Origin of the sequence: Flavobacterium arundinis (assembly GCF_038289855.1) — a bacterium.
GTDB lineage: Bacteria > Bacteroidota > Bacteroidia > Flavobacteriales > Flavobacteriaceae > Flavobacterium > Flavobacterium arundinis.
Genome location: NZ_JBBYHR010000012.1, coordinates 43575 through 56566 on the forward strand (window position 1 = coordinate 43575; position 12992 = coordinate 56566).

The window sequence follows — 12992 nt, forward strand, 5'->3', positions numbered from 1 at the left end:
TTAGTTGTTAATTATTTTTTGTTTTACTACCGCACCGTTTGCCAGCGTTATTTTAGCCAGGTATACGGCCTGCTCATGGTCAAACGGCCTTTTTAGCTGCATGGTGTTTATATCCTTATATACCTGTACCAGCCTTCCGGTAAGGTCAAAAATCTCCACCTGTTTCATTTCGAGCCCTGCCTGCGCATAAAAAGCATGGTCTTTAGCATAGGCAAATGCGCCATACGCTGTGTACTCATTACCCGAAAGCGCTTCGGCAGTATACACAACCTCAAAACGGTCGGTGTTTACATTCTCGCCCTGTGCAAAGGTGTACGGGCCATCCTCTTTTACGTTGTGGTACAGCCCCAGCAGCTTGTCGTGCAGGTAAATGGTAACTTCATCGGCTGCAAACACGCCATCCCCATCGCTGTAGGTAACCGTGAAAGTTTCCTCCGCACGCTTTACCACCTGGAGCGGCACAATATCGGTAGCTTCAAAAGCCGGCCTGGTCTGGATAGCATACCCTGAGGTACTTCCCTCTATAATCGAATTTAACTCCGAGGAGCTTGCGTTAGCCATACGGGCAGAATCGTAACCATTATCATAGGTTGGGGTTCCCGCTGCGCTGTAGGCAATGAGTACTTGGCTGAAAGAACCCCTGCTTCCGGTAAGGTTGAGCCTGAACTTACCGGTTTGTGCACCGTTGGCTCTGAAAAAGTTGCTGTTGCCGGAAAGATCGCGGATACAGTTGCTCAGGCTAAAGGCTATTGGGGCTGGATTGAGCTTGCGTACATATACTGACTGCATGGTGGCAATGTACCCGTTGGGCACCTGGCATTGGGGGCAGGCCGCTACACCACCGGTGTAGTTAAAAACGGCATAGTCTGCATCATTATAATTGGTCGCACTGTTTTGAAGGCTTTGCCTGGGTGTATTGTAAGACCAGAAGTAAATTGTTTTCCTGAAATTATCGCCCATGGCATCGAGCAGCTTCTCGGCATTCATAGGCGATGGGTAAGGGTTTCCTATACGCACCCACCCGGCAGTATCGGGTACCGGCACAGCAATAGTCCCATTGTTGGCTGTACCTTCTGTTTTAATATATACAGGATACTTCTCGGTATACCATGCCCCTGCGCTGGTTGACAGGTTATAAGGTCCCTGCGTATACCGCACAGTAGCGGCAAATCCCCGACCGATTGGTACATTTGATGCCGTGACCGGTATGGAGCTTGTGCCATTGCTGTCTGTAAAGAAATTATAGAATGCTGAATTATCGTAGGTATCATAAGAACCGTTTACAGCAGTATTTGAAGGGCTGTTCATGTGTCCGAAGAAGGTAGAGAAATCATTTATGGGGCTGCTCAAGAACACATAATCAAACCTTCGCATCGGGTTGGTGATCTTGCTCATTTGTATCTTTGGGGGGGCAGCGGTGCCGCTTCGCTGCAACAAGCTGGCCTCGGGGCTCATGATCACGGTACCGCTTCCGGTAAAGCCATGTACCACCTCGAGCATGTCGCCATCCGCAAGTATATAATCAGCATTCAGCGTAACCGAGTGGCACGCAAGGCTGCCCGAAAACGGCCCGTCGATAACAATAGGATCGTTGATCCCCGGTGCGGAAGGGGACCATGAAGATCCGTTCCATGTTTTAACATTGCCCGATGATACCAGTACAGGAAGGCATGAAGCCTCTGTTTTAACGCCTATTGTTACAGCCTGGTAAACGCCCGGGCTAACCGCAGCTGTACTGGTAATAGAGCCTGTCGTTAGGGTTGAGGCGCCGCCGGTTAGCGCAACGCTGTCAGAGAACGAAGGGATCTCTACCCACTCGCTGCCATCATACCCTACTATAGTAATATAGGATAGCGAAGGGGTAAGCAGCATACTACCAATGTTGCTGGACTCCCGCCACGTCAGGGTGATTACCGCCGGCGAAGTGCCGCCCAGTTTCCAGTACTCCGTAGACGAGATCTCGCTTATTTCAGGAGCCAGGACAGCGCTAACCGCTGTCGGTAACCCGCGCACATAGGCTACATCTACCCCGGATGTCGTTGTAGGAGCAACGGCAACGGGCGCCAGTACCTCATCGTTCCCAACAGGAGCTATTACGGTTGCAGTACCATAATACCTGAAGTAACCATCTATAAAATGGCTCTCGGAAGCGTTGGCCCAGCTTGCCGCAGCGGCAAAGGAAAGCACACCGTAATTTGTGCTCCGCGAAGTAACTGTAGACGCCGGATTCGTGCCAAAATTATAAGTACCCTGGCTTACGTGCATGTTTGCGCCTGCGCCAATGTAGAGCGATGCATTGTTTTGTAACTGGGCATACAGTTCTGGAACCGGCACGGTGCAAAACAAATAAAGCAGCAGTAATAGCTTTACTGCCGAAAGATGTTTGTATTTATCAATCATACTATTTGGTTATTAAACGGTTAGTGATTAAATCCCTCGATGTAAGGGGATCATTCGAGTCGCCGGATAGTCCGGCCCTGTACGTAATAACCTGCACCAATGAGTACCCCAATGGACATGAGGTAAGGTATCCAGTCATCAATAGGAGCAGGTGGGTCTTCTACAGGGGGGCCATCGCCATCGTCTTCAAATCCTACGGTTCCGCCGAATCTGACGCCCGTCCTTCCCAGTTCCTCCGAAATCCCGGAGGAATAGGAAAATAAGGTGCTTAAAAGCGCAAAAATTAAAATAATCTTCTTCATTGTATAAATATTTAAGTGCATTAGTAACCATGGCTAATAATAAAATGAGGCACAGTACCGTAATCTAAAATGCTGACTTCAACTTTTGTAAATGCTATAGGTTTTATTTACAATTTTCCGGTACTGTGCTCATATATTACAGGATCCATGCCTGTTTACGGCTATTGGATATTATTAATCAGTGTAAATGTATGACCACTTTTATGACTGCATAGTAACCGCTTAATGAACGGTGCGCATCGTGTAACGAACAACAGGTTTTAACATATAAGCTGTCTTCGGTACCCAACCCGGAGCTGCCGGATATCCACTATAAAGCACACCTCAATATAAATTGATGGATAGGTATTTATCTGTAATTCAATAATATGATGTTGATGCCGTGGGGCACACACTGCTAGAATACTTGTTAAAAGGTTTGGGGGTATAGGGGGGTGGGTTATTCTGTTTTAAGGCGATTATGTTAAGGAAGCTACCTATAATGCAGCAATAAATTATGTAGGTGTGCAGCGCCTAGCGGTAAAAAATATACAACGCTATTTTTAAATACAGGCGTTCCAGTTTTTGCAGGTAGGTATCTTTCATCATCATTTGATTTTGCAAAAGAATTATCGTGTAATTTATAACTGCCACAGGGCATTTATTTTTTCCTGAGTACCTTGTTTATTTTTACAATAAAATTCTTGGCATCAGGCTTTAATGTTTTTTGAAGCTGAAAGCTTTTAGCGGGTTGGTCTTTGTATTCCAGGATAATCTTGTAGCGGACATTTTTGTAAAAAATTCCAACAGCCAGCAGCGGCAGTGCGTACACCAGTATTAAAGCCTTCTCCCTGATGCTATAATTTACCATAGCGGCAATAAGGCATACGGCAATGCATAGTACAAACCCCGCAATGTTTACTGTCTTTATCTGCCTCTTGATTATTTGTACCCTTCTCAGGTCTTTGTAGTAAATGGGGTTGTGCGCACTGTGTGCTGGTATAATTACCCTGTCGGTATACATTACGCCAATTGCGTTGATAAATAAAATGGCATCGCTATTTTGCGCAACTGCTGTGTTTTCCATTATAGGCCAAATAAATTTACAAGACCTGCATTCTTGCAGGGATCCTCTTTATAATAACTTCTTTATAAACTCTATGGTAACTGCGCATTGCACAGTAACAACTCAAGAAATAATGATCCTTCGGTTTCTGTTGAGTTACGAGCAATTACAATTTTGTTGTAAGGCTCCGAAGAACTGATATTAAATACCACACCACTATTGGAATCGCTATTTGTACTACACTTTAATATACCTTTTACCCCATCCTGGGTAGCGTTATAATCTTCCGCACAGCCTGCAAACGGCACAAGTTGCACGGCAATAGGCATATTATTGAGAAATGCGGTTACCGTTACACCTTCATTATCCTGGTCGCCGTTTACACCCGTGATGTAGCATTGCACATTCTTTAAAGAGCTGCTGAAATTGTAGCTAGCGCTTTGCCCATAGTATATTCTTGGGCATTGTGTAGCCGACGTAGTAACGCCACAATGTGTTATTGCAGTAACCGTGCTATTGGTTCCCGGTTTTGTTATGGTAATGTTTTGCGAATTAATACTTACGGTAACAGGAAACTGTCCGTAAGATGTACTGCATACAGCGTTACTGAAGGACTCGCTTATGCTGCGTGTAAAGCTGCAGCCTGGATTGGTATTCAATACAAAAGTTGCCGTGCCTGCAGCAGTCGGCGTACCTGAGGCCTCAAGGTTCACGTTATACGTTCCTGCTGCTGCCCATGTACCCCCTCCGGAAAAAGTGACCCCATTGGCGGTAGCGCTTATCGAGTAGGTGCCACCGGAGGCAACAGTAACTGTTATGCCCTGCGTTACCCCGGACACCGACTGGCCAACCGTCATTGTACCCTTGCTTAGCCCTGAACAATTGTAAGCCAGTACTTGGGAGGTGCCATTGCTGCCCGGCAGGCCATAAGCGGCAGACGGGTTCAGGCAATCCGACCACTGCCCGTTTGTATAGATCCTTAAGCAGTTATTGCTAAGGTCGTAAACAGCCATGCCGGTAACCGGGTTGCTGATCATCGAGACGTTAGCCACCCTTGGTAAAACAAGCCCTTTGTTGCTGCTTTGGAGCTCAAGTAACGAACTTGTACCAATGACGGTGGGATTGTCGCCGATTTTTACCTGGCTGTAAAATGTACTTATATAAAAAAAACAAACTAAAATTGCCTTAAGTTTTGCTCTGTGCCTTGTCATATATACTAAATTAATACGCAAAGAAATGCACACAAAAAAAATTGAATATGTTTAAAAACTACCTGATATGTCAAAAATTTGGTTTTTAATCAGTAAAAGGATTATAAGGAGCCACAATGAAATTCTTAGATCGCTCAGGCTACTTGACGTAGCTTTTACCAATCGCAAAGAATCGTTAAGTGGCCATCTTAAAAGTTACAGCGTGGACCTTTCGAGGCAACAGATTTCGCCACAACCTAAAACCATAGTATAAGCGGTGCTTTTTTTGTTTTAGAATGTTACAGCCTGAATACGTAACTTGCATCCCAATAATTCAACATCCATGGCATCAGATAAAAACCAGCAGGAAAAATCCGTGCTCCATCCACGTAATAAAAACAGGGAACGCTATGACCTGGATGCGTTAATTGATTGTACACCTGATTTGAAAGTCTATGTAAAGCCTAATAAATTTGGAGATCCCTCTGTCGATTTCTCAAATCCTGCTGCTGTAAAACTGCTTAATAAGGCCCTGCTTCACTATTATTATGGAATAAAGCACTGGGAATTTCCCGATGAAAACCTAACTCCGCCCATACCGGGAAGAGCAGATTATATCCATTATATTGCTGACCTGCTGAAGGAGAGTAATTTTGGCAGGATGCCCGAAGGAAATAAAATTACATGTCTCGATGTCGGGTTGGGGGCAAACTGCATTTATCCGATATTAGGGGTTGCAGAATATGGCTGGAACTTTATCGGTTCGGACATCGATCCAAAATCAATAGCTTCGGCGGAGGCCATTATTGATGCAAATCAAACGCTTGTAAATAAAATTGAATGTCGGCTGCAAGCGAACCCGAAAGCTATATTTCGAGGCATATTGGGTACAGGAGATAAAATTGATGCCTCACTTTGCAACCCCCCATTCCATTCTTCTGCCACCGATGCCCAAAAAGGTACACAGCGAAAAGTAAAGAACCTTTCAGGGAGAAAAGAGAAAACACCCGAACTCAATTTTGCAGGCATCAGCAACGAACTCATTTATGACGGGGGAGAGAGCGGGTTTATCCATAACATGATTCTTGAGAGCAGGGATTTTGCAAAACGCTGCTTTTGGTTCTCGACTCTGGTATCCAAACAGTCCAACCTGAAAGGTATCTACAAGGCTTTGGAAGAAATTAAAGCTGACCAGGTCAAAACCACCCCGATGGGAACCGGTAACAAATCTACCCGCATCGTAGCCTGGACATTCCTTTCTAAAGAGGAACAGAAAGTGTGGCGGGAAACAAGATGGAGAATTAAATAAGAAACCTTAATCCGTATGTTGTGGGTTTTTACTTAAATCCAACCTAACACATTCCAGATATAAAAAATTCCCAAAAAACTTGCGCAACCAAATAATTGCGCATATATTTGCAACTGAATGATTGCATAAATAGATATGAAATTATGAGAAGAGATATATTCCAGGCTATAGCCGACCCGACGCGAAGGGCAATACTGGTGCTTATAGCAGCGCAGGCCATGACACCAAATGCGCTTGCCGAACATTTTGACACGACGCGGCAGGCGGTATCAAAGCACCTGAAGATACTTTTGGAATGCGACCTGATAAGGCAGGAACAAAAAGGAAGGGAAATTTACTACCAGCTTGAAATAGACAAAATGAAAGAAATTGATAAATGGCTCGAGCAATTCCGTCAGCTATGGGAAACGCGGTTCAGCCAGCTTGACGATGTATTATCCAACCTTAAAAATAATAAATCATGAACAGCTATTTAAATTTCGATTTTACTGTAAACAAAGAAACGAATACAGTACATGTAAAAAGGGATTTCGCAGCAGAACGCTCTTTAGTATGGGATGTTTTTACAAAAGCCGAGCTGCTTGACCAATGGTGGGCCCCAAAACCGTGGAAGTCCGAAACGAAGTCGATGGACTTTAAAGAAGGCGGGCGCAGGCTGTATGCCATGGTAGGCCCGCAAGGGGAAAAGCATTGGGGGGTACAGGATTATACCTCTATTTCACCAAAAACCAACTTTCAGCAATCGAATACTTTTAGCGATGAAGATGGAAATCTGACCGAAGGCATGCCAACATCTGACTGGAACCTTGATTTTATAGATCATGGCGATACCACAACCGTCGATATTCAGATCAAACATGAAAAACTGGCCGACCTGGAAATGATGATACAAATGGGCTTTAAAGAAGGGTTCACCATGACGCTGAACAGCCTGGACGAGCTATTCGAAAAATTAAAATAAAAGGGTTTTGGCTGGAAATCCCCTCTGTTTTGACTTTAATCCACCCTTTTGTTTTAAAAGGTTTGTCATTTCTTTGTTATGCTAAATAACTAATAATAATTATGGGAAAAATAACCGTAGAGGCAACTGTTGCCGCAGACAGGAAAAAGGTTTGGGACTATTATACCAAGCCGGAACACATCACTAAATGGAATTTTGCGTCAGACGACTGGCAATGCCCAAGAGCTGAGAACGACATGAGGGTAGGCGGAAAATACAATGCCCGCATGGAGGCAAAGGACGGAAGCTTTGGCTTCGACTTTGAGGCGATCTATGACGAAGTTATAGAAAATGAGAAATTCACCTACTCTTTTGGAGGCAGGCAATCGACAGTAACATTTGACGAGCTTGGTGATAAAACAAAAGTCACTGTAGTTTTTGACGCTGAAAACGAACATCCTGAAGAATTCCAGAAACAGGGATGGCAGGCGATACTGGACAACTTTAAAAAGTATACAGAGAGCAACTAAGGTCCTGTATATATAAGCAAAACCGCGACTGTAGAAGCCGCGGTTTTATTATTTATATAAAATGAGTGCGTTATTCTTTAACGATTTTTATTGTCTTTGAAGCATTCTCCGTAATGATTTTCAGGATATAATTCCCGACTGCAAACGATGCCATATCAATCTGGCCCTGGTCACCGCTTACTGTTTTGGCAGTCATTTGCTGACCCAGCATAGTATATACTTCAACTGTTTTGATGGCTTCCGATGCTGTAATATGCAATACATCGGTAACCGGGTTCGGGTAGGCTTTTATGCTGCTGATGCTAAAATCGCCTGTGCCAAGGTTTCCTGAAATGGTTATGGTAATATCGTCAAATTTGGTAGGATCGCTAACCGAAGTAACCCGTATCACAATGGTCCCGTCAGCAGTGGCAGTTACCAGCCCGTCAGCGCCTAAAGTTGCAAAATCTCCCCCGCTAACTATTGACCATGTTACATCCTGGTCGGCGCCGTCAGGGTTCACTGTAGCTACCAGTTGGAGCGTTCCGCCGTCTGTAGTAATTGTTGCCGGTACATTGCCTTCAGTACCTGCCTCCACACTTTCAACGGCGATGACAGTATTTATAAGGACATCTATACTATCCGTTTTTGTAGGGTCTGCAACCGATGTAGCCTGTATGGTAACTGTTCCGTTGCCAGTAGCAGTAACAACTCCTGAAGCGCTTACTGATCCAAACGCTGAGCCGGCAATTACCGACCATGTTACTTCCTGGCTTGCGTCCGCAGGGTTTACGGTAGCTTCCAGTTGGAGCGTTCCGCCCGTAGTGGTAATTTCTGCCGGTACATTGCCTTGCGTTGATATTACAACATCTGCAACGGCTACAGGAACATTTATAGTAATTACAATATCATCAAATTTTGTTGGATCCTCTACCGAAGTTGCCCTCACAGTAACGCTTCCGTTAGCAACGGCGGTCACAAGCCCGTCGGCGCTTACCGAAGCAGATGAAGAACCACTCACCACAGACCATGTTACATCCTGGTTGGCACCCGTAGGGTTTACGGAAGCTTCCAACTGGAGCGTTCCCTCTGCTATCGTGATCTCGGCAGGTACCCCGCCTTCGGTGCTTACTGCTACGCTGGCAACCGGTATCACTACATCAATAAGGATATCGATAGTGTCAGATTTGGTCGGGTCTGCAACCGATGTCGCCTGAATGGTAACGACTCCGTTGGCAATAGCCGTAACAACCCCTGTAGCGCTCACTGATCCGAATGCCGATCCCGCCATAACCGACCATGTTACAGCTTGGTTGGCCCCCGCAGGACTTACGGTAGCCACTAGCGGCAATGTCCCTCCCGCTGTTGTAATCGTTGCCGGTACACTGCCCTGGGTTGTTACCTCAACACCCGTAACCGCTGGCGGTACGTTTACAGTGATTACGATGTCGTCAAATTTTGTTGGGTCTTCCACCGAGGTTGCGCGCACCGTAACAGACCCGTTAGCAGTTGCGGTAACCACTCCCGAAGCGTTCACTGTTGCAGGCCCGCTTACTACCGACCATGTTACAGCCTGGTTAGCGCCTGCCGGGTTTACAGTAGCCGTTAGCGGCAGTGTACCTCCTGCGGTAGTAATGGTTGCAGGTACGTTGCCCTGTGTGGCTACATCTACGCTGGCCACAGTAACCGCCCCTGCCGTTCCGTTAACAACAACCTGGTCTACCAAAGTAGAATAGCCATAATCGGTTTTACATTCTATAGCTATCTGGTACGTGGCAGACGGATTGGGAAGGCTGATGCTGCCCGATGGCGTCCAGGTAGTTACATCACTATGGTATTCCTGTAGTTGCACCCATGCCCCGGCAGCCGATGTGCGGTAATAGATTGTCAGCCAGTTTTGGTCAGGGCTCCAGAAAGGGTTTACATAAACAAAGTTCAGTGTAACATTGCTCATTCCTGTAAGGTTAAGTAGGGGGCTTACCAGCTTTGTCGTATCAAAATCATGCGACGTTCCGGGAAAATTAGCAAAGTCGCCATCATAAGGGTCAAGGTCATAACTACCTGTAGAGGCATCTTGTGTATAAGTCCAGGACATATTGTTCAGCTCATAAATCTGGGTCCAGCTGTCGCGCGTAGAAGAGTCGCTGTTGAATGTTTCTGTCCACGGGAAAGAGGTTATCTGCGCGTTCATGCCCGCAGTGACTGAAAGTAGTACAATCAGAAAAAGCCCTTTGATAATTCGGCCTGAAAACGGCCCGGTGTGTAAAGTTTTTTTCATAGATATTAATTTAAATTGATATTGGTTTAGATGGATTTTATAAAATAAAGTTTATAATTCGCAAGCTATTTCTTAATACATGCAGCATAAGTAACTATAACATCTTAATAATCAAATACCCTACCTGCCTTGTAGGCTATTTAAAAAGCGGCGCACCCTTTCTGTTTTTAAAAGCCTTTTATCAAATTCTCATTCAAAACTTTCAAATTCTAAATAGAAAATCCCATCCATCCTTATTTTAACCGTCGCTTCAGGATCTTCTATAGTTTTGTGGAAAATAAGTCTGTATTATATCTTATTCAATGTTGTAATGATGAGCAAAAAAGCGATAACAATAGTAGTGGTAGCTATCATATTAGCACTGGGTGCAGTAGGTTTTTATAAAGGCTACCTGTATAAGGGTGCAAGGGATATTGGAAATGAAGAAGCAACGAGCATTATTGCAGCGGACCAATTAGTAAGCGATTATAAAAAGGATGCCATGGCTGCAGACCAAAAGTACCTGAATAAGACTATTGAAGTGAAAGGGAAGATAACCAGCGTTTCAGACTCTGTCGCGATAATAGATTCGGTTGTGGTTTGCGGTTTTGACAGGCTGCCCGAAAAGAAAAGCAATGGTAAAGCGGCAACCGTAAAAGGAAGGTGCATCGGGTACGATGAGCTTTTTGGCGAAGTGAAGCTGGACCAGTGCACGATTAAAGAATAACACCTATAAAACAGATGAGAATATTTTTACTTGCCGCATGCCTTTTCGGCAGTATGGCAGCCAGTGCACAAGACGACCTGCTTACGGAGCTCGATTCGACTAAAACAGAAAACAATTATGCCACCGCCGTTTTCAAGGGATTGCAGGTGGTAACGCTGCAAACCACAAAAATGCCTGCAAAAAAAGAGTTTTATTTTGTGGTATCGCACAGGTTCGGGACCGTTAAAGGCGGGATATCCGAATTTTTCGGTTTTGATATGGCTACCACAAAAATAGGCGGCATTTATGGTATTACCGACTGGCTCTCTGTAAGCGCTTCGAGGCACACCATGCTAAAGGTATATGAAACCGGCCTTAAATACAGGGTGGCAAGGCAAAGTGATACTTTTCCGGTCGATGTGGTGGGCTACAATACGGTTGACATGAATTCTTTACTTAGAGAAGAAGATTACCCGAAGCTGCAATTCAGCGACAGGCTTTCGTATATCAGCCAGGTAATTGTTTCAAGAAAATTTTCGGACAGGCTTTCGTTTGAGCTGGTGCCGTCATTTATACACAAAAATCTGTATGACCCTGCTATAGAGAATGACAACCAGTTCTCAATAGGCTCAGGAGGAAGGGTGAAGCTGACCAAAAGGCTGTCGCTTAACCTCGAATATGTGTACAATTTCGACAAGCCTGATTTTTATAAAAATCCCCTATCCGTAGGGTTGGATGTAGAGACAGGCGGGCATATTTTCCAGCTGCTTTTCACGAATTCGCAATCGATGACCGAAAGCGGGTACATAACCCGCGCATCGGGCGATTGGGCAAAAGGCGATTTCTTTTTCGGGTTTAACTTATACAGGGTTTTTTAATATGAAAAAAATAAAAATATATATAGCGTACCCATTGTTTATAATGGCCTTATACAGCTGCGAGTCGAATACGTATGAAGACCTGCAGGATAGCCAGGTTATAACAGGTGATGTGACCTACCAGGACATACAGCCGATAATAGCGGCCAACTGCCTTAGCTGCCATGGCTCGGGCGGCGTGTCTGAATTCAGGCCTTTAGGTACGTATAACGAGCTTAAGGATGCGGTACAGAATACCAACCTGCTCCAAAGGATACAACGCCAAAACGGCGAGCCGGGCATTATGCCGCAAACAGGCAGGATGCCTCAGGACAAGATAAACCTGATACTGCAATGGAATGCTGACGGATTGTTGGAAAATTAAAATACTAAATTATGAAACGATTAAAATACATCGTACTTTTACTTCTAATGCTTTGCCCATTAGTGTTTTATGGGCAGAAATACAATACAAGGGCAGGAGTACTGAAATTTGAAGCTTCGGTGGCTTCTTTTGAAGAAGTTGCCGCTGAGAATAAAAGCGCTTCAGCTATTTTGGATGCTTCCAATGGTGAGATTGCCGTCTTAGCGCTTATGAATGGCTTCCGGTTTAAAGTGGCCCTGATGGAAGAACACTTTAATGAAAATTATGCTGAAACAAGCAAATACCCGAAGGCGACATTCAAAGGCAAAGTAGAAGGGCTGGACGTAGCAAAACTCACCTCGGAACCGCAGGCTTTCAACATTACAGGCGACCTTACCATGCATGGGAAGACGAAGAAAATTACTGATACGGCCAAAATATCAAAGTCTGGCAATAACATTATAATTACAGGCGGCTTCCAGGTGAAGCCTGCCGATTTTGATATCGAGGTGCCAAAAATGGTGAGCAAAAAAGTAGCTGAAAAAGTAACGATCACATACAATCTTTCTTTAACCAAATAACACATGAAAAAACTAGTATTCTTCCTTACAATGCTGGCATCTGTATTTTGCAATGCGCAGGCTTCACCTAAAATGGATGTATTCGATACCGCCCGCCGTGGTACGGTGGATGAAATGAAGGCGCTCATGGCGATAAAAAAAGACACCATTAATGCAGTAAACCCAATGGGGTTTACACCGCTGATCCTCGCCTGCTACCGTGGCAATAACGAAGTGGCGGAGTTTCTTATCAAGAATGTAAAGAATGTAGACTATGACAGTTCCAGTGGGACAGCCCTTGCCGCTGTAGCCGTAAAGGGCAACGTGAGGCTTGCAAAAGCATTGCTCGAAAAAGGGGCGAACCCGAATATTGCCGACCCAACCGGCATTACACCGCTTATCTATGCTACCGAATTTGAAAATATTGAGTTCATGAAATTACTGCTGAAGCACAAAGCAGATAAAAAACAGACGGACAAAGAGGGCAAGACCCCTTACGATTATGCAGTTTTCACCAAAAACCAGGAAGTCATTAACCTATTAAAAAACTAAA

At 44.8% G+C, this 12992-nt stretch carries 14 protein-coding genes; 9 read left to right on the top strand and 5 right to left on the bottom strand.

All coding sequences use genetic code 11. The features are described from left to right. From AAEO56_RS17980 to AAEO56_RS17995, 4 genes are all read right to left on the bottom strand, one after another. Entirely contained in the window at nucleotides 1-2400 is a 2400-nt protein-coding gene (locus tag AAEO56_RS17980; RefSeq protein ID WP_341698462.1) for a hypothetical protein, read from the bottom strand. Nucleotides 2401-2450: 50 nt separating this feature from the next. Beyond that, entirely contained in the window at nucleotides 2451-2702 is a 252-nt protein-coding gene (locus AAEO56_RS17985; RefSeq protein WP_341698463.1) for a hypothetical protein, read from the bottom strand. Between the two features lie 640 nt (nucleotides 2703-3342). Beyond that, a complete protein-coding gene (locus tag AAEO56_RS17990; RefSeq protein ID WP_341698464.1) occupies nucleotides 3343-3768 on the bottom strand; it encodes a hypothetical protein in 426 nt (141 codons plus the stop codon). A gap of 71 nt (nucleotides 3769-3839) precedes the next feature. Further along, a complete protein-coding gene (locus tag AAEO56_RS17995; RefSeq protein WP_341698465.1) occupies nucleotides 3840-4958 on the bottom strand; it encodes a hypothetical protein in 1119 nt (372 codons plus the stop codon). 322 nt (nucleotides 4959-5280) lie between these two features. Between AAEO56_RS17995 and rlmF the strand changes: the two genes are divergently transcribed. The 4 genes from rlmF to AAEO56_RS18015 all read left to right on the top strand — a co-directional run bounded on the left by rlmF (nucleotide 5281) and on the right by AAEO56_RS18015 (nucleotide 7716). Further along, nucleotides 5281-6246 (top strand): 23S rRNA (adenine(1618)-N(6))-methyltransferase RlmF, encoded by a 966-nt coding sequence (gene rlmF, locus AAEO56_RS18000; RefSeq protein WP_341698466.1) that lies wholly within the window; start codon nucleotides 5281-5283, stop codon nucleotides 6244-6246. Between the two features lie 143 nt (nucleotides 6247-6389). Further along, the gene (locus tag AAEO56_RS18005) at nucleotides 6390-6710 is read left to right on the top strand and encodes an ArsR/SmtB family transcription factor (protein WP_341698467.1); all 321 of its coding nucleotides are present in this window, start codon (nucleotides 6390-6392) and stop codon (nucleotides 6708-6710) included. Beyond that, nucleotides 6707-7207 (top strand): SRPBCC family protein, encoded by a 501-nt coding sequence (locus AAEO56_RS18010; protein WP_341698468.1) that lies wholly within the window; start codon nucleotides 6707-6709, stop codon nucleotides 7205-7207. The genes AAEO56_RS18005 and AAEO56_RS18010 overlap by 4 nt, the downstream gene beginning before the upstream one ends. Nucleotides 7208-7308: 101 nt before the next feature. Continuing rightward, the gene (locus tag AAEO56_RS18015; protein ID WP_341698469.1) at nucleotides 7309-7716 is read left to right on the top strand and encodes an SRPBCC family protein; all 408 of its coding nucleotides are present in this window, start codon (nucleotides 7309-7311) and stop codon (nucleotides 7714-7716) included. Nucleotides 7717-7786: 70 nt separating this feature from the next. Here AAEO56_RS18015 and AAEO56_RS18020 read toward each other — a convergent pair whose 3' ends face one another. Next, complete coding sequence (locus AAEO56_RS18020; protein WP_341698470.1) at nucleotides 7787-9973, bottom strand: T9SS type A sorting domain-containing protein; 2187 nt, start codon at nucleotides 9971-9973, stop codon at nucleotides 7787-7789. A gap of 310 nt (nucleotides 9974-10283) precedes the next feature. Between AAEO56_RS18020 and AAEO56_RS18025 the strand changes: the two genes are divergently transcribed. Genes AAEO56_RS18025 through AAEO56_RS18045 form a run of 5 tightly spaced genes read left to right on the top strand, consistent with a single transcriptional unit; the run spans nucleotide 10284 to nucleotide 12991 of the window. Next, on the top strand, nucleotides 10284-10679 hold the full coding sequence (locus AAEO56_RS18025) for an OB-fold protein (RefSeq protein ID WP_341698471.1): 396 nt from the start codon (nucleotides 10284-10286) through the stop codon (nucleotides 10677-10679). Nucleotides 10680-10693: 14 nt separating this feature from the next. Beyond that, complete coding sequence (locus AAEO56_RS18030; protein WP_341698472.1) at nucleotides 10694-11536, top strand: DUF5777 family beta-barrel protein; 843 nt, start codon at nucleotides 10694-10696, stop codon at nucleotides 11534-11536. 1 nt (nucleotide 11537) lies between these two features. Further along, nucleotides 11538-11900, top strand: coding sequence for a cytochrome c (locus AAEO56_RS18035; protein WP_341698473.1), 363 nt, complete (start codon nucleotides 11538-11540; stop codon nucleotides 11898-11900). 11 nt (nucleotides 11901-11911) lie between these two features. Next, nucleotides 11912-12460, top strand: a complete 549-nt coding sequence (locus AAEO56_RS18040) for a YceI family protein (protein WP_341698474.1) — start codon at nucleotides 11912-11914, stop codon at nucleotides 12458-12460. A 3-nt stretch (nucleotides 12461-12463) separates the two neighbouring features. Then, nucleotides 12464-12991: an ankyrin repeat domain-containing protein gene (locus AAEO56_RS18045; protein WP_341698475.1), complete on the top strand. Its 528-nt coding sequence runs from the start codon at nucleotides 12464-12466 to the stop codon at nucleotides 12989-12991. Nucleotide 12992: the final 1 nt, after the last annotated feature.

Excerpts from the sequence above, each read along its gene's own strand:
- AAEO56_RS18030 (WP_341698472.1), top strand. The coding sequence starts at position 10,694 with ATGAGAATATTTTTACTTGCCGCATGCCTTTTCGGCAGTATGGCAGCC.
- AAEO56_RS18015 (WP_341698469.1), top strand. The coding sequence starts at position 7,309 with ATGGGAAAAATAACCGTAGAGGCAACTGTTGCCGCAGACAGGAAAAAG.
- AAEO56_RS18045 (WP_341698475.1), top strand. The coding sequence starts at position 12,464 with ATGAAAAAACTAGTATTCTTCCTTACAATGCTGGCATCTGTATTTTGC.
- AAEO56_RS17985 (WP_341698463.1), bottom strand. The coding sequence starts at position 2,702 with ATGAAGAAGATTATTTTAATTTTTGCGCTTTTAAGCACCTTATTTTCC.
- AAEO56_RS18020 (WP_341698470.1), bottom strand. The coding sequence starts at position 9,973 with ATGAAAAAAACTTTACACACCGGGCCGTTTTCAGGCCGAATTATCAAA.
- rlmF (WP_341698466.1), top strand. The coding sequence starts at position 5,281 with ATGGCATCAGATAAAAACCAGCAGGAAAAATCCGTGCTCCATCCACGT.
- AAEO56_RS17990 (WP_341698464.1), bottom strand. The coding sequence starts at position 3,768 with ATGGAAAACACAGCAGTTGCGCAAAATAGCGATGCCATTTTATTTATC.
- AAEO56_RS18010 (WP_341698468.1), top strand. The coding sequence starts at position 6,707 with ATGAACAGCTATTTAAATTTCGATTTTACTGTAAACAAAGAAACGAAT.
- AAEO56_RS18040 (WP_341698474.1), top strand. The coding sequence starts at position 11,912 with ATGAAACGATTAAAATACATCGTACTTTTACTTCTAATGCTTTGCCCA.
- AAEO56_RS18005 (WP_341698467.1), top strand. The coding sequence starts at position 6,390 with ATGAGAAGAGATATATTCCAGGCTATAGCCGACCCGACGCGAAGGGCA.
- AAEO56_RS18035 (WP_341698473.1), top strand. The coding sequence starts at position 11,538 with ATGAAAAAAATAAAAATATATATAGCGTACCCATTGTTTATAATGGCC.
- AAEO56_RS18025 (WP_341698471.1), top strand. The coding sequence starts at position 10,284 with ATGATGAGCAAAAAAGCGATAACAATAGTAGTGGTAGCTATCATATTA.
- AAEO56_RS17995 (WP_341698465.1), bottom strand. The coding sequence starts at position 4,958 with ATGACAAGGCACAGAGCAAAACTTAAGGCAATTTTAGTTTGTTTTTTT.
- AAEO56_RS17980 (WP_341698462.1), bottom strand. The coding sequence starts at position 2,400 with ATGATTGATAAATACAAACATCTTTCGGCAGTAAAGCTATTACTGCTG.